The sequence below is a fragment of the Microbacterium sp. MYb62 genome, from assembly GCF_002979475.1.
Lineage (GTDB): Bacteria > Actinomycetota > Actinomycetes > Actinomycetales > Microbacteriaceae > Microbacterium.
Genome location: NZ_PCOY01000013.1, coordinates 39,702 through 61,952, shown reverse-complemented (window position 1 = coordinate 61,952; position 22,251 = coordinate 39,702). Strand labels below are relative to the sequence as shown.

The 22,251-nt window shown below is 69.6% G+C and carries 23 protein-coding genes; all 23 read right to left on the bottom strand.

What is annotated here, in order from left to right; translation table 11 throughout:
* Positions 1 to 3: 3 nt before the first annotated feature.
* On the bottom strand, positions 4 to 807 hold the full coding sequence (gene trpA, locus CQ042_RS13510) for a tryptophan synthase subunit alpha (RefSeq protein ID WP_105670974.1): 804 nt from the start codon (positions 805 to 807) through the stop codon (positions 4 to 6).
* Complete coding sequence (gene trpB / locus CQ042_RS13505) at positions 804 to 2,072, bottom strand: tryptophan synthase subunit beta (protein WP_105670973.1); 1,269 nt, start codon at positions 2,070 to 2,072, stop codon at positions 804 to 806. Before trpB ends, trpA begins: the two co-directional genes overlap by 4 nt.
* The gene (trpC, locus tag CQ042_RS13500) at positions 2,072 to 2,845 is read right to left on the bottom strand and encodes an indole-3-glycerol phosphate synthase TrpC (protein ID WP_105670972.1); all 774 of its coding nucleotides are present in this window, start codon (positions 2,843 to 2,845) and stop codon (positions 2,072 to 2,074) included. Before trpC ends, trpB begins: the two co-directional genes overlap by 1 nt.
* Entirely contained in the window at positions 2,845 to 3,075 is a 231-nt protein-coding gene (locus CQ042_RS13495) for an HGxxPAAW family protein (protein WP_105670971.1), read from the bottom strand. Before CQ042_RS13495 ends, trpC begins: the two co-directional genes overlap by 1 nt.
* 47 nt (positions 3,076 to 3,122) lie before the next feature.
* Complete coding sequence (locus tag CQ042_RS13490; RefSeq protein WP_105670970.1) at positions 3,123 to 3,710, bottom strand: Trp biosynthesis-associated membrane protein; 588 nt, start codon at positions 3,708 to 3,710, stop codon at positions 3,123 to 3,125.
* Complete coding sequence (hisI, locus tag CQ042_RS13485; protein WP_105670969.1) at positions 3,707 to 4,087, bottom strand: phosphoribosyl-AMP cyclohydrolase; 381 nt, start codon at positions 4,085 to 4,087, stop codon at positions 3,707 to 3,709. Before hisI ends, CQ042_RS13490 begins: the two co-directional genes overlap by 4 nt.
* Entirely contained in the window at positions 4,084 to 4,845 is a 762-nt protein-coding gene (hisF, locus tag CQ042_RS13480) for an imidazole glycerol phosphate synthase subunit HisF (RefSeq protein WP_105670968.1), read from the bottom strand. The genes hisI and hisF overlap by 4 nt, the downstream gene beginning before the upstream one ends.
* Positions 4,845 to 5,687 (bottom strand): ATP phosphoribosyltransferase, encoded by an 843-nt coding sequence (gene hisG, locus CQ042_RS13475; protein ID WP_105670967.1) that lies wholly within the window; start codon positions 5,685 to 5,687, stop codon positions 4,845 to 4,847. Before hisG ends, hisF begins: the two co-directional genes overlap by 1 nt.
* Before the next feature lie 38 nt (positions 5,688 to 5,725).
* Positions 5,726 to 5,989: a phosphoribosyl-ATP diphosphatase gene (locus CQ042_RS13470; protein ID WP_017202142.1), complete on the bottom strand. Its 264-nt coding sequence runs from the start codon at positions 5,987 to 5,989 to the stop codon at positions 5,726 to 5,728.
* Positions 5,986 to 6,666, bottom strand: coding sequence for a ribulose-phosphate 3-epimerase (gene rpe / locus CQ042_RS13465; RefSeq protein ID WP_105670966.1), 681 nt, complete (start codon positions 6,664 to 6,666; stop codon positions 5,986 to 5,988). Before rpe ends, CQ042_RS13470 begins: the two co-directional genes overlap by 4 nt.
* A gap of 4 nt (positions 6,667 to 6,670) precedes the next feature.
* Complete coding sequence (locus tag CQ042_RS13460; RefSeq protein WP_258132249.1) at positions 6,671 to 8,167, bottom strand: RsmB/NOP family class I SAM-dependent RNA methyltransferase; 1,497 nt, start codon at positions 8,165 to 8,167, stop codon at positions 6,671 to 6,673.
* Positions 8,164 to 9,084, bottom strand: coding sequence for a methionyl-tRNA formyltransferase (fmt, locus tag CQ042_RS13455; protein ID WP_105670965.1), 921 nt, complete (start codon positions 9,082 to 9,084; stop codon positions 8,164 to 8,166). Before fmt ends, CQ042_RS13460 begins: the two co-directional genes overlap by 4 nt.
* 18 nt (positions 9,085 to 9,102) lie before the next feature.
* The gene (locus CQ042_RS13450) at positions 9,103 to 11,061 is read right to left on the bottom strand and encodes a hypothetical protein (RefSeq protein ID WP_105670964.1); all 1,959 of its coding nucleotides are present in this window, start codon (positions 11,059 to 11,061) and stop codon (positions 9,103 to 9,105) included.
* Positions 11,062 to 11,077: 16 nt separating this feature from the next.
* Entirely contained in the window at positions 11,078 to 12,271 is a 1,194-nt protein-coding gene (gene metK, locus CQ042_RS13445) for a methionine adenosyltransferase (RefSeq protein WP_105670963.1), read from the bottom strand.
* A 91-nt stretch (positions 12,272 to 12,362) separates the two neighbouring features.
* A complete protein-coding gene (gene rpoZ, locus CQ042_RS13440; protein ID WP_017204385.1) occupies positions 12,363 to 12,617 on the bottom strand; it encodes a DNA-directed RNA polymerase subunit omega in 255 nt (84 codons plus the stop codon).
* 65 nt (positions 12,618 to 12,682) lie between these two features.
* A complete protein-coding gene (gmk, locus tag CQ042_RS13435; protein WP_105670962.1) occupies positions 12,683 to 13,594 on the bottom strand; it encodes a guanylate kinase in 912 nt (303 codons plus the stop codon).
* Positions 13,587 to 14,450, bottom strand: a complete 864-nt coding sequence (gene pyrF, locus CQ042_RS13430; RefSeq protein WP_105670961.1) for an orotidine-5'-phosphate decarboxylase — start codon at positions 14,448 to 14,450, stop codon at positions 13,587 to 13,589. The genes gmk and pyrF overlap by 8 nt, the downstream gene beginning before the upstream one ends.
* Complete coding sequence (carB, locus tag CQ042_RS13425; protein WP_105670960.1) at positions 14,447 to 17,734, bottom strand: carbamoyl-phosphate synthase large subunit; 3,288 nt, start codon at positions 17,732 to 17,734, stop codon at positions 14,447 to 14,449. Before carB ends, pyrF begins: the two co-directional genes overlap by 4 nt.
* Positions 17,734 to 18,912: a glutamine-hydrolyzing carbamoyl-phosphate synthase small subunit gene (carA, locus tag CQ042_RS13420; RefSeq protein ID WP_105670959.1), complete on the bottom strand. Its 1,179-nt coding sequence runs from the start codon at positions 18,910 to 18,912 to the stop codon at positions 17,734 to 17,736. Before carA ends, carB begins: the two co-directional genes overlap by 1 nt.
* Positions 18,909 to 19,421 carry a hypothetical protein gene (locus CQ042_RS13415; RefSeq protein WP_105670958.1) on the bottom strand — a complete coding sequence of 171 codons (513 nt, stop codon included), beginning with the start codon at positions 19,419 to 19,421 and terminating at the stop codon, positions 18,909 to 18,911. The genes carA and CQ042_RS13415 overlap by 4 nt, the downstream gene beginning before the upstream one ends.
* Entirely contained in the window at positions 19,418 to 20,722 is a 1,305-nt protein-coding gene (locus CQ042_RS13410) for a dihydroorotase (RefSeq protein ID WP_105670957.1), read from the bottom strand. The genes CQ042_RS13415 and CQ042_RS13410 overlap by 4 nt, the downstream gene beginning before the upstream one ends.
* A complete protein-coding gene (locus tag CQ042_RS13405) occupies positions 20,719 to 21,684 on the bottom strand; it encodes an aspartate carbamoyltransferase catalytic subunit (RefSeq protein WP_028501831.1) in 966 nt (321 codons plus the stop codon). The genes CQ042_RS13410 and CQ042_RS13405 overlap by 4 nt, the downstream gene beginning before the upstream one ends.
* Entirely contained in the window at positions 21,681 to 22,211 is a 531-nt protein-coding gene (pyrR, locus tag CQ042_RS13400) for a bifunctional pyr operon transcriptional regulator/uracil phosphoribosyltransferase PyrR (protein WP_105670956.1), read from the bottom strand. Before pyrR ends, CQ042_RS13405 begins: the two co-directional genes overlap by 4 nt.
* Between the last annotated feature and the right edge of the window lie 40 nt (positions 22,212 to 22,251).

Below are 22,251 nucleotides of genomic sequence, written 5' to 3'. Positions count from 1 at the left end.
ATTCTAGTTCTCGGTATCGGGGCGTGCCGACGCGGTGCCGGAGGCCAGGTTTCGGGTGACTTCGGCGAGGGCGGGTACGCCGCCGTCGCGAAGGGCGCGGACCAGCGCGGTTCCGACGATCGCGCCGTCGGCATACTCGGAGACGCCGGCGATCTGCGCGGCGGTGGAGATGCCGATGCCCACGCAGGCGCGGCGGGCGCCGTGCTCGCGCAGCCGGCCGACCAGGGTGCGGGCGGCGCGATCGAGTTCCGCGCGCTCCCCCGTGATGCCCATGGTCGAGACGGTGTAGACGAATCCGGTGGAGGACTTCACGACCAGATCGAGACGCTCGTCGGAGGAGGTGGGAGCTGCGAGGAAGACGCGGTCGAGTCCGGTCCGCTCGCTGGCGGCGATCCACTCCTCTGCCGCGTCGGGGGTGATGTCCGGCGTGATGAGCCCCGCGCCGCCGGCAGCGAGAAGGTCGTCGGCGTAGCGGTCGACGCCGTACTGCAGGACCGGGTTCCAGTAGGTCATCACGAGCACGGGCACATCGGTCGCGGCCGTGATCGCTCGGATCGCCGTGAAGAGATCGGCCATCCGGAAGCCCGCGGCCAGCGCCTTGGTGGTCGCTTCCTGGATGATCGCGCCATCCATCACCGGGTCGCTGTACGGCGGCCCCAGCTCGATGATGTCGACGCCGTTCTCGGCCAGGGCGATGGCCGCCTGGATGCTCGTCTCGAGGTCGGGGAAACCGACGGGCAGATAGCCGATGAAGGCGCTGCGCCCGGCTGACTGGGCGCGCTCGATCGCCTGTTCGACACGGCTCATAGCTGCGGTTCCCCCTTCGACGCCGTGTCTTCGTGGACGCTCTCCTCCGAGGCGTCATGCGCGAGAGCGGCTTCATCGTAAAGCTCGAAATAGCGGGCCGCGGTGTCCATGTCCTTGTCGCCGCGGCCGGAGAGGCAGATGGCGATCAGACCGTCGGGACCGAGATCCCGTCCGATCCGGAGGGCGCCGGCGAGGGCATGGGCGGACTCGATGGCCGGGATGATCCCCTCGGTGCGGCTGAGCAGCCGCAGCGCCTGCATCGCCTCGTCGTCGGTCGCCGGGATGTACTCGGCGCGTCCGATGTCGGCGAGCCAGGAGTGCTCCGGCCCTACGCCCGGGTAGTCGAGACCGGCCGAGATCGAGTGCGACTCGACCGTCTGTCCGTCCTCGTCCTGAAGAACGTACGTCTTGGCGCCGTGCAGCACACCGGGACGCCCGCGCTCGATCGAGGCCGCGTGCTTCTCGGTGTCGACGCCGTCGCCCGCCGCTTCCACACCATAGAGCTTCACGTGCTCGTCGTCGAGGAACGCGTCGAACATCCCGATGGCGTTGGATCCTCCGCCCACGCAGGCGACGACGGCATCCGGCAGACGCCCGACCTCGTCGAGCAGCTGCGCGCGGGCCTCTTCTCCGATGATCTTCTGGAAGTCGCGGACCATCGCAGGGAACGGGTGAGGTCCTGCTGCCGTGCCGAAGATGTAATTGGTGGTCTCGACGGAGGCCACCCAGTCCCGGTAGGCATCGTTGATCGCGTCCTTCAGCGTGCGCGACCCGGAGGTGACGGCGATGACCTCGGCGCCCAGCAGACGCATGCGCGCCACGTTGAGCGCCTGCCGCTCGGTGTCGACCTCCCCCATGTAGATCGTGCAGTCCAGGCCGAACAGCGCAGCGGCCGTGGCCGTGGCGACACCGTGCTGACCGGCGCCGGTCTCGGCGATCACGCGGGTCTTGCCGAGACGCTTGGTGAGCAGCGCCTGACCGAGCACGTTGTTGATCTTGTGCGACCCGGTGTGGTTCAGGTCTTCGCGCTTGAGGAAGATGCGCGCACCACCGGCGTGCTCGGCGAACCGCGGCACCTCCGTGATGGCGGAAGGGCGTCCGGCGTACGAGCTGAGCAGGTGCGCGAGCTCGGCGCGGAACTCCGGATCGACGATCGCCGCCTCGTACGCGACGGTCAGCTCGTCGATCGCGGCGATCAGCGACTCGGGCATGTAGCGCCCGCCGAACTCGCCGAAGAAGGGGCCGTGCTGGTCGCGCAGGCTCATCATGCCTCCAGGAAACTCTTGAGGGTGGCGACGGGGTCGCCGGTCACGAGCGCCTCGCCGATCAGGACCACGTCCGCACCCGCCGAGCGGTAGTGCACGACGTCGGCGGGCGTGAGCACCGCGGATTCCGCGATCTTCACGGCCGTGTCGGGAATGCGCTCGACCAGGCGTCCGAACAGGTCGCGGTCGAGTTCGAGCGTCTTCAGATCGCGTGCGTTCACGCCGATCAGCGGGGCACCGAGATCGATCGCGGCCTCGAGCTCCTCGGCGGAGTGCGTCTCGACGAGCGGCGTCATGCCCAGCTCGATGATGAACCCGTAGAGGTCGCTGAGCACGTGGGCGTCGAGTCCCGCCACGATCAGCAGAACGAGATCGGCGCCGGCGGCACGTGCTTCGAGCACCTGGTAGCGCGTGGCGATGAAGTCCTTGCGCAGCACCGGCAGGGAGACCCTGGCCGTCACGGCCTCGAGATCGGCGAGGCTGCCTCCGAAGCGGCGTTCCTCCGTGAGCACGCTGATCGCGGAGGCTCCGCCGGTCTCGTACAAAGCCGCCTGGTGGGCGGGATCGGGGATCTCCGCGAGCGCGCCGCGGGACGGGCTCGCCCGCTTGACCTCGGCGATGATCTTCACACGATCGGCAGGGGCCAGGAAGGAGAGGGCGTTCTTCGCGGCCGGGCGCGCGAGTGCCTCGCGCTCGACGGCGGCCAACGGGCGCGACAGGGCGCGACGCTCAGCGTCTGCGACAGCGCCGGCCGTCAGGTCGGCGAGGACCATTAGTGCGCCTTCGGAGCGTACTTCGGACCCTTCACGCCGTATCCGGCCTTGGCGAGCACCCAACCCACGATCGCGCCGATCGGGATGAGCGCGACCGAGACCCAGACGAGGGTGGGCTGCTCGAAGCAGAAGGCGACGGTGCCCGCGGTGACGCCGACGAGCATGATCACGACGGCGGTCCAGGCGGCAGGCGAGTGTCCGTGGCCGGGGTCGGCGATCGGGTTGGTCATGTTCTCCTCCGGGGGACGACGTGCGGTTCGGGATAAGTCTATCGGGGTCAACGCGTCGGATCGGTTCCGCGAGACAGGTCGTCCCAGGAATCGACGGCATCGACGGGGCCGTCATGTGCCACGTCGACATGATCGGTGCGGTAGCGGCGCCCGCCGGCCTTCCACCCGCGCCAGGTCGTGAGCACGACGACGGATGCGGCGAGCAGGATCACCCAGCCGACCAGAGCGATGTAGGGCCACGCGGACGGGACGATGCTCGCGACGACCTCGTGCGTCGCCGCACCGCCGGCGAGACCGGTCACCTCGGTGACGGTCGCGGCCACGGCCGTGAGCGGTTCGCCGATGAGCAGCTGAAGCGTCGACCAGCCGAGGAACAACGACGTCGCCGCGGCGAGAACGCCGAACACGATCCGCACTGCCTTGCCCGCGATCGCGAGCGCCGCGCCGAGCGCGAGCACCGCGAGACTCAGCGGGGCGAGCAGGACGAGAGCCGAGGCCCCGGGGACCAGGATCGCCTCCCCCGCGTCTGCGCGCTCCACCGTCAACCAGGTCTGGGTCGAGGAGATGATGCCGATCGCGCCGGCGAGGAGGAAGCCGGAGACGGAGAGGGAACGGCCGCGCTGTGCGAGGGTCATGCCTGGTCCGTCCCGGCGATCGCCTCGAGATCGGTCGTGTCGAAGCAGGTGCGGGTGCCTGTGTGGCATGCCGGACCTGTCTGGGCGACGAGGAGCAGGATGGCGTCTCCGTCGCAGTCCAGACGGGCCTCGTGCACGACCTGGATGTGTCCCGATGTATCGCCCTTGCGCCAGTACTCCTGTCGGGAGCGGGACCAGTAGGTGGCCCGTCCCGAGGTGAGCGTGCGTCGAAGAGCCTCCGCATCCACCCAGGCGAGCATGAGCACCTCGCGCGTGTCCCATTGCTGCACGATCACGGGTGCCAGGCCGTCGGCGGTGAACACGACCTGGGCGATGCGCTCCTCCACGGAGCGCTCCGGACGATCTGCCGTCGTCATCGCACCACCACACCCTCCGCGCGCAGCGCGTCCTTGACATCGCCGACCGTCAGCGCTCCGGTGTGGAAGACGCTCGCGGCGAGGACCGCGTCGGCACCCGCTTTGATGGCGGGTGCGAAATCGGCTGCGCGGCCCGCCCCACCCGAGGCGATGACCGGAACCGACGCCGCTTCACGCATGAGCCGGACGAGTTCGAGGTCGAAGCCGTCACGGGTGCCGTCCGCATCGATCGAGTTCACGAGCAGTTCGCCCGCACCGCGCTCGGTGGCCTCGCGGGCCCAGTCGAGGGCGTCGAGAGTCGTCTGCGTGCGGCCGCCATGAGTGGTGACGACGAAGCCGGAGTGCGTCGTCGAGGCCCGCTTCACATCGAGCGACAGCACCAGCACCTGCGCGCCGAAGCGGTCGGCGATCTCGCCGATGAGCTCGGGTCGCGCGATCGCGGCGGAATTGACGCCGACCTTGTCGGCCCCGACCGAGAGCAGGCGCGCGACGTCGTCGACACTGCGCACTCCCCCGCCGACGGTCAGCGGCACGAAGACCTGCTCCGCCGTCCGCTGCACGACGTCGTAGGTCGTCGCGCGCGCATCGACCGTCGCCGTGACGTCGAGGAAGGTGATCTCGTCCGCCCCCTGGGCGGCATAGTGCCTGGCCAGTTCGACGGGATCGCCCATGTCGCGCAGGTTCTCGAAGTTCACGCCTTTGACCACGCGGCCGTCGGCCACGTCCAGACACGGGATGACACGGCTGGCGAGCGTCATCAGAGCCTCGCGTTGTGGATCGCGGTGACCAGGATGGCGCGTGCGCCGAGGGCGTAGAGCGCATCCATCACCGGATTGACGCGCGTACGAGCCACCATGACCCGCACGGCGACCCACTCGGGGTCGCGCAGCGGCGAGACGGTCGGCGACTCCACGCCGCCGGCGATCTGCACCGCGTCGTCGAGGAGCGCGACGGGGAGGTCGTAGTCGATCATCACGAATCGACGCGCCACCATGACGCCGCGCAGGCGTCGCAGCAGGGTGTCCGAGCCCTCGGCATCCGCCGGCCCGGCGATCAGCACCGCCTCGGACTCCAGGATGACCGGACCGAACACCTCGAGTCCCGCCTGACGCAGGGTCGTGCCCGTCTCCACGACATCGGCGACCGCATCGGCGACCCCGAGGCGGACCGCGGATTCCACGGCGCCGTCGAGCGGCACGAGGTCGACCGCGATGTCGCGCTCGTCGAGGAACGCATCCACCAGCCCGGGGTACGACGTGGCGATGCGCAGTCCGTCGAGCTCGGCCACATCGGAGTAGCGGCCCGTCGGCGCCGCGAATCGGAACGTGGACCCGGCGAAGCCGAGAGCCTCGATCTCGCGCGCACCGGGCATCCGTGCGTCGAGCAGGAGGTCACGACCGGTGATGCCCACATCGATGGCACCGGAGCCCACATAGGTCGCGATGTCCTTCGGACGCAGGAAGAAGAACTCGACGTCGTTCTCGGCGTCGATGACATGAAGGGTCTTGGGGTCGCGTCGACCGGCGTAGCCGGCCTCCGCGAGCATGTCGGCGGCGGTCTCGGAGAGCGAGCCCTTGTTGGGAACAGCGATGCGCAGCATGGATGGCTTTCAGTTCGAGGAGATCGGAACGGGGCGCATCACAGATGTCGGTAGACGTCCTGCAGGCTCAGACCCTTCGCAAGCATCATCACCTGCACGTGGTACAGCAGCTGCGAGATCTCCTCGGCGGCGGCTTCGTCGGACTCGTACTCCGACGCCATCCACACCTCGGCGGCCTCTTCGACGATCTTCTTGCCGATCGTGTGCACACCGCCGTCGAGCTCCGCGACGGTGCCGGATCCCTCAGGACGGGTCTCGGCCTTGACGCTGAGCTCGGCGAACAGCTCGTCGAAAGTCTTCACGGTTCCAGGCTAGCGGCTCGGGCGAGGTCTCTGAGCCGGGTGACGGCGGCCTCGACGTCGTCGGCCCCGTAGACGGCCGACCCGGCGACGAATGTGTCTGCCCCGGCCGCGGCTGCGATCTCGATCGTGCGGTCGGAGATGCCGCCGTCGACCTGGAGCCAGATCTGAGAGCCGCGCCGACGCGCCTCATCCGCGAGCGCCCGGAGCTTCGGCATCGTCTCGGGCATGAAGCTCTGGCCGCCGAAACCGGGCTCGACCGTCATCACGAGGATCTGATCGAACTCGTCGAGCACGTCGTACAGCGAGTCCACCGGGGTGGCCGGCTTGACCGCGACGCCCGCGCGGGTCCCGATGTCACGCAGTCGACGTGCGAGAGCGATGGGATCGGCGGACGCCTCCAGGTGGAACGTGACGCTGGCGGCGCCGATCTCCGCATACTCGGGAGCCCAGCGCTCCGGGTCGGTGATCATCAGGTGCACGTCGAGCGGGATCGGGCTGGTCGCCTGGATCCGTTCGACCATCTGCGGGCCGAAGGTCAGGTTCGGCACGAAGTGGTTGTCCATGACGTCGACGTGCGCGAAATCCGCGGAGGCGATGCGGGCGAGATCCGCCTGCATGTTGACGAAGTCGGCGGCGAGGATGCTGGGGTTGATGCGCGGGGCGCGAGGCAGTTCCACGGTCCTAGTCTTCCTTCTCTGGGCTGTTCACGGATCCGGAGCGCTGCAGGAGCGCGAGGAACATGGCGTCGGTGCCGTGACGGTGCGGCCACAGCTGTGCGCTGCCAGAACCCGCCCTGCCCTCTTCTGCGAGGTCGATCGGCGACAGCGCGACATCGGCGATCACCGCGCGCGCGTCGAGCTCGACGAGGTCGGTGCGGTCGCGCAGCACCTCCTTCACCACTCCCGTGGTCTCGGCGAGATGCGGGGAGCAGGTGACGTAGGCGACGATGCCGCCGGGGGCGAGTGCGTCGATCGCCGCCGACAGCAGCTCGACCTGCAGCGGGACGAGTCCTGCGACATCGGCGGGCGTCTTCCGCCACCGCGCTTCCGGGCGACGGCGCAGCGCACCGAGGCCCGTGCAGGGGGCGTCGACGAGGATGCGATCGAACTCCCCGGGATGCGCTGCCGCGAGATCGCGTCCATCCTGTTCGTGCACGACGATCTCGCCGGGAACCGCACGCAGTGCCTTGCGCACCAGACGAGCGCGGACCGGGACGACCTCGTTCGCCTCCACGGTGACGTCGTGCTGACGTGCGATCGCGGCCAGGAGAGCGGTCTTCCCGCCCGGGCCGGCACACAGGTCGAGCCAGCGCTCCCCCGCGGTGATGGGGACGGCGCCGGCCAGCGCGAGCGCCACGAGCTGCGAGCCTTCGTCCTGCACGCGGACGGTCCCACCCGACGCCTCGACCGGGCGACGCGGGTCGCCGCCGGGGGAAGCGAATGCGGTCGGGGCATAGGGAAGGCGGGGCTCCCCCGGCTCTGCCAGGCCCGGAAGGGCGACGAGCGTGACCTCGGGCGAGGCGTTGTCGGCTTCGAGAAGGGCCTCCAGCTCGTCACCGCGCCCCTCAGCGGCCAGAGCACGGCGCAGGGCGCGAATCACCCAGACCGGGTGCGCGGAACGCAGGGCCAGGCGCTCGTCGTCGGAACGTGCCTGGTCCTCGATGCGCTCCTGCCACTCCTCCTCCGTGTTGCGGGTGATGCGACGGAGGACCGCGTTCGCGAAGCTCGAGGCCCCGCGGCCCGACGTCGTGGCCACGAGGTTCACCGCCTCGTTCACCGCTGCGTGCGATGCGACCCGGGTGGCGAGCAGCTGGTGGACGGCGAGGCGCAGCGCGTCGAGGACGGCTGGGTCGATGCTGTCGGCCGCACGATCGGCGGCGGACGCGATGATCGCGTCATACGTGCCGAGTCGTCGCAGCGTGCCGTACGTCAGCTCTGTCGCGAGAGCCGCATCCTGCGGAGAGAGTCGTGCCTCGGCGATCGTCGACGGGAGCACGAGGTTCGCGTAGGCGTCGGTCTCCGACACCGCACGCAGCACGTCGTAGGCCACGCGCCTCGCAGGCTGCACGGTGCGAGAGGGGCCGCGCTGTCCGCCGTGGCGCTCGTCGGCGGGACGCTGCGCGCCACGCTGTCGTCCGTGCGGCTGCGCGGATCGACGGTTCCGCCCTTCGTCGCTCATGATCCGGCCACCAGATCGTCGCCCCCGCGCAGTCCACGCCACCAGTCGACCGCGTTCATCGCGCCTTTGCCGGCAGGCTGCACCCTGGTGACCGCCAGCGGTCCGGTCGCTGTGCCGACGTGGAGTGCGCTCTTCGTGCCGCGCAGACGCCCTGGCGCCAGCGATTCGGCATCCGGCGCGGGAGCCGCCTCGAGGATCTTCAGGGGCTGCCCGCCCACGCTCGTGTGGGCTCCGGGCTCCGGAGTCACGCCACGGAAGCGCGCGAACACGACCTCGAGCGGCTGGTCCCAGTCGATCAGGCCGTCCGCGAGCGTGAGCTTGGCGGCGAAGGTCGGATCGCCCTGCTGTGGGACCGCGCGCGCCGATCCGTCCGCGATCGCGGTGACCACATCGGCCGCGAGATCAGCTCCTTCGGAAGCGAGTGTCGCGAGCGCCTCACCGGCCGTCGCGGTCGCGGGGACGTCGATCTCGCGCATCGCGAAGACATCGCCCGCATCGAGCTCCGGAACCAGCTGGAACACGCTCGCCCCGAGCACACGGTCTCCCTCGATCAGGGCGCGCTGCACGGGCGCTGCTCCGCGCCAGGCAGGGAGCAGCGAGAAGTGCAGGTTGATCCAGCCTGCCGTCGGTGTGGAGAGCAGCGGCTCGCGCACCAGTCCCCCGTAAGCCACGATCACGCCGAGGTCGACCTGAAGGGCGGAGATCTCCGCGGTCGCCGTCTCGTCGAGGCGAGCGGCCCTGATCACGGGGAGGCCGAGCTCCGCGGCTGCCTGCGCAACGGGAGAAGGAGTCAGGACACGACGGCGCCCGAGCGGAGCATCTGGTCGCGTGACGACCGCGGCGATGTCGTGCGAGGCCGCGAGACGACGAAGGGTGGGCACGGCAGCAGCGGGTGTGCCGGCGAAGACGAGGCGCATGAAGGTTCTCCGGAAGGGTCAGAGCTCTGGTTCGAGGATATCGAGACGAACGGAGAGCGTGCTCTTGGTGGCACGCCCCTTTCTGCCGCGGCCGCTCACGGCCTCGGCGACCACCGCGGCGCGCAACGCCGTCGCCACACGGGCGCCCGCACCGTAGTCGAACCGGACGAGGGCCCGCACGCGCGGCGGGACATCGTCGGATTCGACGGGAACGGGACCGAGCACCGCGTCCGCGGGCAGCGCGAGTTCAGTGAGGGCGGCAAGGGCGCGACCGACGGCGGGCACCGAACCCTGCACCAGGGCGACGCGCGTGGTCGGGGGCATGTGCAGCGGCGCCCTGCTCTCGAGTTCGTACCGCGCGTGACCGGCCTGGCTCCAGGTCGCCAGCGCTTTCGCCGCGGCACCGTTCACGCCGACGAGGTGGATGGGCGCGCCGGGGGCCGCCAGCGCCGTCGCGTTCGACCACCAGCGCAGACACGACTCGGCGATGCGCAGATCGGGTGCCTGGAGCATCCGCGGGCCGTCCAGCAGCACCACGGCACGATAGCCCCCGTCCGCGATCGGCTCCGCGCCGCGTGTCGCGACCACCAGCGCAGGCCTGTCGGTGACGCGTTCGACCGGATGGGCGCTGTCCGCCACGATCACGCGGACGCCGGGGAACGCGCGGCCGAGTTCCTCAGCCGTACGTTCGCTCCCGGAGGAGGCGAGTCGGAGCTTGGTGGAGGAGCAGGCGGGGCAGGTCCACGCGCTCGCTCCTCGTCCGCACCAGCCGCACACCGGCACCGCTCCTCGATGCCGAGCGCCGAGCGGACCGCCGCAGTGCGGACATCGCGCCGGCGCTCGGCACTCCGCGCACACGAGGGACGGGGAGAAGCCAGGGCGCGAGACCTGGATCAGCACCGGTCCCTCCGCCGCGGCCGTGCGCGCGGCGAGGAACGCCGACGACGGCATCCGCTGCGCTGCGGGCTGCTCCATCTCCTGCGGTGTGCTGAGGACCACACGCGGCAGCACACGGCGTACGGCCGTGACGTCCTGCAGCCAGCCCAGAACGACGAGTCGCTCCACGTCGGTGGTGCGGGTGTGGCCGGCGAAGACGAGGGCTGAGCCTTCGAGCTCCTGGCGCAGGAGCGCCGCATCACGGGCGTTGACGTAGGGAGCCAGCGGCTCACCCAGCAGCGGGTCCCCGTCGTCCCAGATCGCGACGAGTCCTGCGACGACCGGCGCGTACACCGCGGACCGGTTTCCGACCACGATGCAGGGGGCGTCCTCGAGCGTACGGAGGAAGCCGCGGTAGCGATCGGGGTTCGACTGTCGGGAGTCGTGACGCACGACGGCTTCCGCCGGCACGAGGGCCTCGAGCGCCACGAGGAGTCGATCGAGGTCTCGGCTGTCGGGGACGACGATGATCGATGACCTCCCCGCGGCGAGCATCCGCGCGGCGGAGGCCGCCAGCAGTCGCGCCCAGCCCTGGACGCCGTCGACGAGCTGCGGTATCGCCTCCACCGCCGCCCGTCCCCCTTCGTCGAGCACGGTGCCGAGTCCGTCATACCGAGCGATGGTCTCGTCCGCCACGGCCAGCGCGTCCGCATCCGGCGTCGCGGCCGGCGTGTCGGCGGTCCAGGCCTTCTCGACGCGGACCTGTCGCTTGGGGATCACGAGACGCAGCACGTCGGATGCCGACCCCGCGGCCCGATCGGCGACGCGCCGGGCGAGGGTGTGCAGACGTTCCGGCAGCACCGCGGCCGCGGAGACGACGCTCTCGACCTCGGAGAGCGGTCGGTCGGCATCGTCCTCCGTGTCGATCTCGACGATGTAGCCGTCGATCACGCGCCCTGCTGTGCGCAGTGGGACGCGGACGCGGACCCCGAGCGGGACCTCCCCCAGTTCTGCCGGGAGGGCGTAGTCGAAGAGCCGGTCGAGCTGTGGCAGGGGCGAGTCGAGGAGCACGCGGGCGATGCGCCGGCTCTCCGGGGGCATCAGGACCGCGGTCCCATCAGAGCCCGGCGGCGCGGCGCAGCTCTTCGGCGCGGTCGGTGCGCTCCCAGGTGAAATCGGGGAGCTCGCGGCCGAAGTGCCCGTACGCGGCCGTCTGGGCGTAGATCGGGCGCAGCAGGTCGAGGTGCTCGATGATCGCCTGGGGGCGCAGGTCGAACACCTCGGTGATGGCCCGCGTGATGACCTCGTCCGAGACCTTGCCCGTGCCGAACGACTCGACATACAGACCGACCGGACGGGCGACGCCGATCGCGTAGGCGACCTGCACCTCGAGCCGGTCCGCGAGGCCGGCGGCGACCGCATTCTTCGCCACCCAGCGCGTCGCGTAGGCGCCCGAGCGGTCGACTTTGGACGGATCCTTGCCGCTGAACGCGCCGCCACCGTGTCGTGCCGCTCCCCCGTACGTGTCGATGATGATCTTGCGCCCGGTGAGACCGGCGTCGCCCTTGGGCCCGCCCGTGACGAAGGGCCCCGCGGGGTTGATGTAGAAGGTGACGTCGTCGAGGTCGAGGCCGGTCGTCTCGAGCACCGGGTCGATCACGTGCGCGCGGACCTGGGCCTGGAGTTCATCCTGCGAGATGTCGGGGTGGTGCTGGGTGGAGACCACGACCGCGTCGACGGTCTTCGGCGTGAATCCGTCGTAGCCGAGCGTCACCTGGGTCTTGCCGTCGGGGCGCAGGAACGGCAGCTCGCCGGTGCGGCGCACCTCGGTGAGACGCTCCGCGAGGCGGTGGGCGGTCCATGCGGCCATCGGCATGAGCTGCGGGGTCTCGTTGGTCGCGAAGCCGAACATGATGCCCTGGTCACCGGCGCCGAGGGCATCGAGCGGGTCGACCGACGAGCCGTCGCGATGCTCCTGGGCACTGTCGACGCCGTGAGCGATGTCGGTCGACTGCTCCCCCACCGAGACGCTGACGCCGCAGGAGGAACCGTCGAAGCCGGTGTCACTCGAGGTGTAGCCGATGCCGTTCACGACCTGTCGCACGATCGTGGGGATGTCGACGTAGGCATCGGTGCGGATCTCACCGGCCACGTGCACGAGACCTGTCGTGACGAGCGTCTCGACCGCGACGCGAGAGCCGGTGTCCTTGGCGATGAGTCCGTCGAGGATGCTGTCCGAGATCTGGTCGCAGATCTTGTCCGGGTGCCCTTCGGTGACGGACTCGGACGTGAACAGCCGGAGGGCGCTCATCGATTCTCCAGAACGGGGACGGGCGGAAGGAGGGGCATTGCACCCATTCTGGACCGCGCCTCCGACAAGGTGGGAGGCGCGGTCTCGAATATCACTCTGCGTGACGCAGGCGGAGCTTGTCCTCGTTGATCTCGTGCAGCGCGATGGTCAGCGGCTTGTCCTCGACGGAGGAGTCAACGAGCGGGCCGACGTTGTCGAAGAGGTTTCCCTCGTGCAGGTCGGAGTAGTAGTCGTTGATCTGACGCGCACGCTTGGCGGCGTAGATGACGAGCTCGTACTTCGAGTCGACGCGGTCGAGCAGGTTGTCGATGGGGGGATCGATGATGCCGTTGTTGTGTCCGGCCATGGTGAGACCTCCTGATCAGGCGACGGGATCGTCGCGAAGACGGTGCGAAAGGCGCGCGAAGACGCTCAGCGCGCAGAGCTTGAAGACAATTCTACGACCTCGCGGGCCGCAGTGGCGACGTCCTCGTTCACGATGAGGTGATCGAACTCGTTCTGGGCGGCGAGTTCCACCTTCGCGGTGCGCAGTCGCCTTGCCCGTTCCTCTGCCTCTTCCGTGCCGCGACCGACCAGTCGATGCACGAGTTCGTCCCAGCTCGGCGGCAGCAGGAAGATGAGCGTCGCGGCGGGTTCGGCCCGGCGCACCTGGCGTGCGCCCTGCAGGTCGATCTCCAGAAGGACGGTCTTGCCTTCGGCCAATGCAGCGTCGATCGGGGCGCGGGGCGTCCCGTAGCGCGAGCGGTTGTGCACCACCGCGTACTCGAGAAGCTCGTCGTCGGCGATCAGCCGGTCGAACTCGGCGTCGTCGACGAAGTAGTAGTGCACGCCGTCGATCTCTCCGGGACGCGGCGGACGTGTGGTCGCCGACACCGACAGGTGGATCTCCGGGTTGTTCTCGCGGATGTGCGCGGCGACCGTGCCCTTGCCCACGGCCGTGGGACCGGCGAGCACGAGCAGACGACTCCGTGCCCCTCGAGGAGCGGGTACCGGGAAGCGCGAGTCGAGCCAGGCCTCCAAGACCCGGCGCTGTCGGGCGCCGAGCCCGCCGAGCCGCTTGACCGGGGAGATCTGGAGTTCCTCCAGGACGCGGTCGCGCTTACCGGCGCCGATCGCCGGGAGAGCGACCAGGAAATCGGTGATCCGCATCGACCCCTCGACGGAATCGGCATCCTCCGTGGCGCGGTGCAGGACGGCCTGCGGCGTCACCACCCGCATCGCGAGGTCGCGCTTGACCGAGGCTCTGGCCCGGCGGCGCTCCACGGCGCGGCGCGCGGCAGCGGCCCTGTCGACATCGGGAACCGTTCGCTGCGTCTTAGACACCGGCCACCTCGAGGTACTCGGCGGAGCGGGTCGAGATGGCCTCCGCCAGGTCGGCGGGACCGGCGGAGAGGATGCTGCGGCTCTCGCTCGCGATCACCGCGTCGGCCATCTCGCCGAAGCGCGGCCGAAGGTCGGCCGGTTCCGCGCCCTGGGCGCCGAAGCCGGGAGCGAGGATGGGGGCTGCGGGCGCGAAGGGTGCGATACCCGCCGCGGCCCAGTCGACGGTCGCGCCGATGACGAAGCCGAAGCTCCCCCACTCCCCCGCCGTGGACGACGCGGCATTTCGCGCAGAGGCCTCATTGCGCGCAGAGACTTCGGAGATGATCGACGCCGACACCGTCGATCCGGTCGCGCCGGTGGAGCGCTGCAGGCCCTCGGCCTCGGGGTTGCTGGTCGCGGCGAGCACGAACAGTCCCTTGCCGTGCTGCTCCGCGAGGGCGAATGCCCCGTCGAGCGCGCCGACGCCGAGAAACGGATTCACGGTGAGCGCATCGGCTTCCAGCGGGGTTCCGGGGGTGAGCCAGGCGCGGGCGTAGTCATCCATCGTCGAGCCGATGTCACCGCGCTTGGCATCGGCGATGACGATCAGCCCGGCCGCGCGGGCGGCGGCGAGCACGTCTTCGAGTGCCGCGATGCCCTGCGATCCGAAGCGCTCGAAGAACGAGACCTGGGGCTTGACGACACCGACTGCGCCGGACGCCGCCTCGACGGTGCGCAGGCCGAACTCGCGGACGCCCTGTGCGTCGTCGGTCAGCCCCCACGCCGCGAGCAGCGCGGCGTGGGGGTCGATGCCGACGCAGAGCGGGCCCCGCGTGCGGAGCGCGGTTCGGACCCGCTCGCCGAACCGTTGGCTCACAGTGCCGCCTTCCGGTCCAGCGCGTATTCCTGGAGGCTCTTCACCTGGAAGCCCTCGTGGGCGGCATCCATTCCGCTCACGGCCGCACCGAGCACGGCCATGGTGGTGAACAGCGCCTTGTCGGCGGCCACCGCCGCGGCGCGGATCTCGTAGCCGTCGGCGCGGGCGGCGCCACCGGACGGGGTGTTGACGACGATGTCGATCGCGCCCTCGTTGATGAGGTCGACGATGTTCTTCGCGCCGGATTCCTGCGTCTCGCTGTACTTCTCCACGACGGTGACGGCGATGCCGTTGCGGGAGAGGATCTCGGCCGTGCCCTCGGTCGCGACGATCGTGAAGCCGAGCTGCTGCAGCCGGTGCGCGGGAAGGATGACGGCGCGCTTGTCCGAGTCGGCGACCGAGATGAACACGGTCCCCGAGGTGGGCATGCCGCCGTAGGCCGCTGCCTGGCTCTTCGCGAACGCCGTCGGGAAGTCACGGTCGATGCCCATGACCTCGCCGGTGGAGCGCATCTCCGGTCCGAGCACGGAATCGACCGTCTTGCCGTCCGCGGTGCGGAAGCGCTTGAACGGGAGCACGGCCTCCTTGACCGAGACCGGGGCGTCGAGGGGAACCCGGGAGCCGTCCTGCTCGGGAAGCATGCCCTCGGCGCGCAGCTCGGCGACGGTCGAGCCCGTCATGATGCGGCTCGCGGCCTTGGCCATCGGGATGCCGAGCGCCTTCGACACGAACGGGACCGTGCGGCTGGCACGCGGGTTCGCCTCGATCACGTAGAGGACACCGGCGCTGATGGCGAACTGCACGTTCAGCAGTCCGCGCACCCCGACGCCCTTTGCAATGGCCAGCGTGGCCTCGCGGACGCGGTCGACGTCGGTGCGGCCGAGCGAGACCGGCGGCAGCGTGCAGCTGGAGTCGCCGGAGTGGATACCGGCCTCCTCCAGGTGCTCCATGACACCGCCGATGTACAGGTCGGTGCCGTCGTACAGCGCGTCCACGTCGAGCTCGATCGCGTCGTCGAGGAAACGGTCGACGAGGAGCGGCTTGCCCTCCTCGATGATGACTTCGCCCGCGGTGCGCACGAAGTAGTCGCGCAGCGATGAGGTGTCGTAGACGATCTCCATGCCGCGTCCTCCGAGCACGAAGCTCGGCCGCACCAGCACCGGGTAGCCGATCTCCTCGGCGATGCGCACGGCGCCTTCGACGTCGATCGCGGTGCCGTTGCGCGGTGCGACGAGGCCGGCCTCGTCGAGCAGACGGGAGAAGAGCTCGCGCTCCTCCGCCAGGTCGATCGCCTCGGGACTGGTGCCGAGAACCGTGTAGCCGGCGGCCTCGATGCCCTTGGCGAGCCCGAGCGGCGTCTGCCCGCCCAGCTGGCAGACGACGCCGAGGATGGTGCCGCTCGCGGCCTCCGCGTCGAGCACCTCCAGCACGTCTTCGAGGGTCAGCGGCTCGAAATACAGTCGGTCGGAGGTGTCGTAGTCGGTCGAGACCGTCTCCGGGTTGCAGTTGACCATGACAGTCTCGAAACCGGCATCCGACAGTGCGAACGAGGCGTGCACGCAGGAGTAGTCGAACTCGACGCCCTGCCCGATGCGGTTCGGGCCGGAGCCGATGATGACGACCTTGGTGCGGTCGGACGGTGCGACCTCGGTCTCGAAGTCGTAGCTCGAGTAGTGGTAGGGCGTGAGAGCAGGGAACTCCCCGGCACAGGTGTCGACCGTCTTGTAGACCGGACGGATGCCGAGGCCGTGACGCACACCCCGGACCTCTGCCTCGGAGATGCCGCGGAGCTCTGCGAGCTGCGCGTCCGAGAAGCCGTGCTCCTTGGCGTAGCGCAGCGTCGCGGCATCCAGCTCCGGTGCCGTGCGTACGATCTCGGCGACCTCGTTGATCAGGACCATCTGGTCGAGGAACCACGGGTCGATCGCCGTCGCGTCGAAGGCCTGCTCGACGGTCGCGCCCTTGCGCAGCGCCTGCTGCAGCGTGACGATGCGACCGTCGGTCGGGATCTTCGAGATCTCGAGCAGCTCCTCCACGGAGCGGTCTTCGGCGCCCCAGTGGAAGCTCGATCCGCGCTTCTCCAGCGAGCGGAGCGCCTTCTGCAGCGCGGTCGCGTAGTTGCGACCGATCGCCATGGCCTCGCCCACGGACTTCATGGTCGTGGTCAGCGTGGCGTCGGCTGCCGGGAACTTCTCGAACGCGAAGCGCGGCACCTTGACGACCACGTAGTCGAGCGTCGGCTCGAAGCTCGCCGGCGTCACGCCCGTGATGTCGTTCGGGATCTCGTCGAGACGGTAGCCCAGGGCCAGCTTGGCTGCGAGCTTCGCGATCGGGAAGCCGGTGGCCTTCGATGCCAGCGCGCTGGACCGCGAGACGCGCGGGTTCATCTCGATGACGATGATGCGGCCGTTCGACGGGTCGACGGCGAACTGGATGTTGCAGCCGCCGGTGTCGACGCCGACGGCGCGGATGATGTCGATGCCGATGTCGCGCATCTTCTGGTACTCGCGGTCGGTGAGCGTCAGCGCCGGGGCGACCGTGATCGAGTCGCCCGTGTGCACGCCGACCGGGTCGACGTTCTCGATCGAGCACACGACGACCGTGTTGTCGGCCGTGTCGCGCATCAGCTCGAGTTCGTACTCCTTCCAGCCGAGGATGGACTCCTCCAGGAGCACCTCGGTGGTGGGCGAGTCACGCAGGCCGGCGCCGGCGATGCGACGCAGGTCGGCCTCGTCGTACGCGAAGCCGGAACCCAGTCCGCCCATCGTGAAGCTCGGACGGACCACCAGCGGGTAGCCGAGTTCTCCTGCGGCCGCCAGCACCTCGTCCATCGTGTGGGCGATGCGGGAGTCCGCGACGTCGGCGCCGGCGTCGAGGACCAGCTGCTTGAAGATCTGGCGATCCTCGCCCTTGTTGATCGCCTCGAAGTTGGCACCGATGAGCTCGACGTCGTACTTCTCGAGGATGCCGTGGTTGTGCAGCTCGATCGCGGCGTTCAGCGCGGTCTGGCCGCCGAGCGTCGGGAGGATCGCGTCAGGACGCTCCTTCGCGATGATCGTCTCGATGACCTGCCACGTGATCGGCTCGATGTACGTGGCATCGGCGAAGTCAGGGTCGGTCATGATCGTGGCCGGGTTGGAGTTGACCAGGATGACCCGGACGCCCTCCTCACGCAGCACGCGGCATGCCTGGGTGCCGGAGTAGTCGAACTCGCAGGCCTGACCGATGACGATCGGGCCGGAGCCGATGACGAGGACGGAGTTGATGTCGTCGCGCTTGGGCATTACTTGGAGTCCTTCTGGCTTGCGATGACCAGGTCGCGGAACCTGTCGAAGAGGTAGTTGGCGTCGTGCGGGCCCGCTGCCGCCTCAGGGTGGTACTGCACCGAGAAGGCGGGGATGTCGAGGGCGCGGAGTCCCTCGACGACGTTGTCGTTGAGGCCGACGTGGCTGACCTCGACCTTGCCGTAGCCGTTCGGGCTGTCGAAGGTGCCCTCGAGCGGAGCCTCCACCGCGAAGCCGTGATTGTGCGCGGTGATCTCCACCTTGCCCGTCTGCTTGTCCAGCACCGGCTGGTTGATGCCGCGGTGCCCGAAGGGCAGCTTGTAGGTGCCGAGGCCCAGCGCACGACCGAGCAGCTGGTTGCCGAAGCAGATCCCGAAGAACGGGAGCCCGTCGTCGAGCACCGAGCGGAGCAGGTCGACGTGGTCGCCGGAGGCTGCGGGATCACCGGGACCGTTCGAATAGAAGACGGCGACCGGGTCGATCGCGCGGATCTCGTCGATCGTCACATTCTGCGGGAGCACGTGCACCTCGAACCCGCGGGCGGCGAGGTTGTCGATCGTCGCCTGCTTCACGCCGAGGTCGAGCACGGCGAGGTTGCCGATCCGCTCCCCCATCGCCGTCGTCACGGTCGCGACGTCGACCGAAACCTCGGCGGACAGGTTGCGTCCTGCCATCTCGGGTGCCTCGCGGACGATGCGCACCTGCTCCTCCGGGTCGAGCGCGGCATCCGCACCGGAGAAGATCCCGCCGCGCATCGAACCGGCGGAGCGGATGTGGCGGGTGATCGAGCGGGTGTCGATGCCGCTGATCCCCACGACGCCGTCCTCGACGAGCACATCGTCGAGAGAGGCGTTCGCACGCCAGTTCGAGACGACGCGGGAGGGGTCGCGAACGATGTAGCCGGCGACCCAGATGCGGCGCGATTCGGCGTCCTCGTCGTTCATGCCGGTGTTGCCGATGTGCGGCGCCGTCTGCAGCACGATCTGTCCCGCATACGAGGGATCGGTGATCGTCTCCTGGTAGCCGGACATGCCGGTGGCGAAGACGACCTCGCCCAGGGTGCGTCCGCGGGCTCCGTAGGCGCGGCCCGTGTGCCGGGTGCCGTCTTCCAGCACGAGGACGGCGGGGTCGGGGAGCTGGGCCGCGGGGGCCTGCCCGGAGGTTGTCGAGAGTGTCATGACGTTGCTCCTGTGTCGGGGGCGGCGGGGACGAGCCGCTGCAGGTCGGAGATGAGGTTCTGGGGGTCGCCGGTGGCGAGGCGCAGGTAGCTGTCGACGATCGTGTCGTCGTCGATGTTCCAGGCGATGCGCACGAGGCCACCGGGCTCCACGACGCGGTCGATCGTGACCGTCGCGCGGTCGACGGCGACGAGCCGGTCGTTCGCGAGGAAGACCGTCGGCGTGCCGTCGAGGCAGAGGGCGATACCGCGATCCGTGAGCGCGAGCTCGCCACGGGCCCGATACGCGAGAGGCGACACCGCGAGGCGCTCGAGCGGCTGCTCGTGCCGTGTGGTCGACACGTACAGCACCTCGTCGCGGCGGGAGACCTCCGCGTGCTCAGGCACACCCAGCGGGGCGGCGAACACGGAATCGCGGCGGATTCGTCGTCGCCAGGCGAGGAGCATGACCAGCAGCACCAGGAGCGCGACCGCGATCGTGATCGCGACGGCGAGGTCCCGAGCGCTCATGCGCGGAGCTCCTCGACGACGCTGCCGCCGTCGACCGTGAGGACGCCGCCGTGGATCGTGTACTCCACCCGTCCGGGCAGAGCGCGTCCGAGATACGGCGAGTTCACGCTGCGACCGTGGAGATCGGCTTCCGTGAAGACACCGTCGACCGAGGCGTCGTACAGAGTGATCTGGGCCGGCTGCCCGACTTCGAGCGGCGTGCCGTGTCCGGCGAGGCGCCCGATCTGCGCGGGGGCCGCGCTCATCACCCGCGCGATGTCCGCCCACTCGAGCAGGCCGGTCTGCACCATCGACTGGTGCACGACGCGGAGCGCACTCTCCAGCCCGACCATGCCGTTCGCCGCCGCCTGCCATTCGCACGCCTTGTGCTCACTCGGATGCGGCGCGTGGTCGGTGGCGACGATGTCGATCGTGCCGTCGGCGAGGCCCTCGCGCACGGCGAGCACATCCTCTTCCCGGCGCAGCGGCGGGTTGACCTTGTAGCGCGCATCGTAGCCGCGCACGAGCTCATCGGTCAGCAGCAGGTGGTGCGGGGTGACCTCGGCCGTGACATTGATGCCGCGCTTCTTCGCCCACCGGATGATGTCGACGGAACCGGCGGTCGAGAGGTGGCAGACGTGCAGTCGCGAGCCGACGTGCTCGGCCAGCAACACGTCGCGGGCGATGATCGACTCCTCGGCGACCGCGGGCCAGCCGGCGAGGCCCAGCTCCGCAGACACGATGCCCTCGTTCATCTGCGCGCCCTCGGTGAGGCGGGGGTCCTGCGCGTGCTGGGCGATGACGCCGTCGAACGACTTCACGTACTCCAGTGCGCGGCGCATGATGAGCGGATCGAACACGCAGAAGCCGTCGTCGCTGAAGACGCGGACCTGCGCGCGCGAGGTTGCCATCGCGCCCAGTTCAGCGAGCCGCTCGCCCTTCTGGCCGACGGTGACGGCGCCGATGGGCTGCACCGTGGCGTAGCCGGCCGCTTCTCCGAGCGCGAGCTCCTGCTCGACGACACCCGCGGTGTCGGCGACCGGCGAGGTGTTGGGCATCGCGAAGACGGCGGTGAAACCACCGGCGGCCGCCGCCCTCGTTCCCGTGAGGATCGTCTCGGATGCCTCGTACCCCGGCTCCCGCAGATGCGTGTGCAGGTCGACCAGGCCCGGTAGCGCGACGAGTCCCGCCGCGTCCACGACGCGAGCGCCGGAGCGGCTCAGGCCGGTACCGATCTCGGCGATCCGGCCGTCCTCGATGATGATGTCGGCGCTCTCGGCACCGAGAAGCTGCGCACCGGTGATGACGAGGGTCTCGTTCACAGGTCTCCCCCTCGTTCGTCGTCTCGTTCTCCCGCCAGCAGCAGGTACAGCACCGCCATGCGGACGGATACCCCGTTCGTGACCTGTTCCAGCACCGTCGAGCGGGGGGAATCGGCTGCTTCCGAGGAGATCTCCAGTCCCCGGTTCATGGGTCCGGGGTGCATCACAATGCTACCTGCCGGAAGACCTGCCACACGCCGTGCGTCCAGACCCCAGCGACGGGAATACTCCCGCTCAGTAGGGAAATATGCGGCGTTCATCCGTTCCAGCTGGATGCGCAGCATCATCACCGCGTCCGGGTCTTCTGCCAACGCCTGGTCGAGGTCATACACGACCCGCACCGGCCAGAGCGAGACGTTCTGCGGAACCAGGGTGGGCGGTGCGACCAGAGTGACCTCGGCACCGAGCGTGGTGAGCAACCAGACGTTGGAGCGGGCGACCCGCGAGTGCAGCACATCGCCCACGATCACGACGCGCAGACCGCTGAGGTCGCGACCGCGGCTCTCGGCGCCGAAGCGGCGCTTGCGGATGGTGAAGGCATCGAGCAAGGCCTGCGTCGGGTGCTCGTGGGTGCCGTCGCCGGCGTTGACCACCCCGGCCGAGATCCAGCCGCTGGTGGCGAGGGTCTGCGGAGCACCGGAGCCGGGATGGCGGACGACGACAGCATCGGCGCCGATCGCCTCGAGCGTCTGCGCGGTGTCCTTCAGGCTCTCTCCCTTCGAGACGCTGGAGCCCTTCGCCGCGAAGTTGATGACGTCGGCGGACAGACGCTTGGCTGCGGCCTCGAAGGAGATGCGCGTGCGGGTCGAGTCCTCGAAGAAGAGGTTCACGACCGTCTTGCCGCGCAGTGTCGGGAGCTTCTTGACCTCACGCGATTGCGTGTCGGACATGTCTTCGGCGACGTCGAGGATGCGAAGGGCGGTCGCCCTGTCGAGCGTACGGGTGTCGAGGAGGTGTCTCATTCGCCGATCGTCACCTCCTCGGCGCCATCGTTCTCGCGGAGGCGAACGTTGACGCGCTCGGTGCGGGCGGAGGGGATGTTCTTGCCGATGAAGTCCGGCCGGATCGGGAGCTCGCGGTGCCCGCGATCGACCAGGATCGCCAGGCGCACCACGGCGGGGCGGCCGATCGACTGGATCGCGTCGAGAGCGGCGCGGATGCTGCGGCCGGAGAAGAGCACGTCGTCGACGAGCACGACCGTCTTGCCGTCGATGCCGCCGACCGGGATCTCGGTGGGCTGCGGTGAGCGGGTCGGATGCTTGGCGAGGTCGTCGCGGAACAGCGTGACATCGAGCGCGCCGACCGGGACGGACTGCTGCGCGATCTCGCTGATCAGCAGGCCGAGGCGGTGGGCGAGCGTGACGCCGCGGGTCGGAATGCCCAGCAGGACGAGGTTCTCGGCTCCTCGATTGGATTCGAGGATCTCGTGCGCGATTCGAGTCAGCGCTCGTGAGATGTCGGCTTCGTGCAGCACGGTGCGCATGCTCATCGGCCGCTCCCTTCTCCGCCTCACAGGACGGTGTTAAAGG

Bases quoted from the DNA above. Each gene is read 5' to 3' on its own strand.
- hisG (WP_105670967.1), bottom strand. From the start codon at position 5,687: ATGCTGCGCATCGCTGTTCCCAACAAGGGCTCGCTCTCCGAGACCGCC.
- trpC (WP_105670972.1), bottom strand. From the start codon at position 2,845: ATGGTCCTCGCCGACCTGACGGCCGGCGCTGTCGCAGACGCTGAGCGT.
- carA (WP_105670959.1), bottom strand. From the start codon at position 18,912: ATGACACTCTCGACAACCTCCGGGCAGGCCCCCGCGGCCCAGCTCCCC.
- fmt (WP_105670965.1), bottom strand. From the start codon at position 9,084: ATGCGCCTCGTCTTCGCCGGCACACCCGCTGCTGCCGTGCCCACCCTT.
- CQ042_RS13405 (WP_028501831.1), bottom strand. From the start codon at position 21,684: ATGAGACACCTCCTCGACACCCGTACGCTCGACAGGGCGACCGCCCTT.
- CQ042_RS13460 (WP_258132249.1), bottom strand. From the start codon at position 8,167: ATGAGCGACGAAGGGCGGAACCGTCGATCCGCGCAGCCGCACGGACGA.
- metK (WP_105670963.1), bottom strand. From the start codon at position 12,271: ATGAGCGCCCTCCGGCTGTTCACGTCCGAGTCCGTCACCGAAGGGCAC.
- CQ042_RS13415 (WP_105670958.1), bottom strand. From the start codon at position 19,421: ATGAGCGCTCGGGACCTCGCCGTCGCGATCACGATCGCGGTCGCGCTC.
- pyrR (WP_105670956.1), bottom strand. From the start codon at position 22,211: ATGAGCATGCGCACCGTGCTGCACGAAGCCGACATCTCACGAGCGCTG.
- CQ042_RS13450 (WP_105670964.1), bottom strand. From the start codon at position 11,061: ATGCCCCCGGAGAGCCGGCGCATCGCCCGCGTGCTCCTCGACTCGCCC.
- trpB (WP_105670973.1), bottom strand. From the start codon at position 2,072: ATGAGCCTGCGCGACCAGCACGGCCCCTTCTTCGGCGAGTTCGGCGGG.
- rpoZ (WP_017204385.1), bottom strand. From the start codon at position 12,617: ATGGCCGGACACAACAACGGCATCATCGATCCCCCCATCGACAACCTG.
- trpA (WP_105670974.1), bottom strand. From the start codon at position 807: ATGAGCCGTGTCGAACAGGCGATCGAGCGCGCCCAGTCAGCCGGGCGC.
- hisF (WP_105670968.1), bottom strand. From the start codon at position 4,845: ATGACGCTCGCCAGCCGTGTCATCCCGTGTCTGGACGTGGCCGACGGC.
- CQ042_RS13495 (WP_105670971.1), bottom strand. From the start codon at position 3,075: ATGACCAACCCGATCGCCGACCCCGGCCACGGACACTCGCCTGCCGCC.
- carB (WP_105670960.1), bottom strand. From the start codon at position 17,734: ATGCCCAAGCGCGACGACATCAACTCCGTCCTCGTCATCGGCTCCGGC.
- CQ042_RS13490 (WP_105670970.1), bottom strand. From the start codon at position 3,710: ATGACCCTCGCACAGCGCGGCCGTTCCCTCTCCGTCTCCGGCTTCCTC.
- hisI (WP_105670969.1), bottom strand. From the start codon at position 4,087: ATGACGACGGCAGATCGTCCGGAGCGCTCCGTGGAGGAGCGCATCGCC.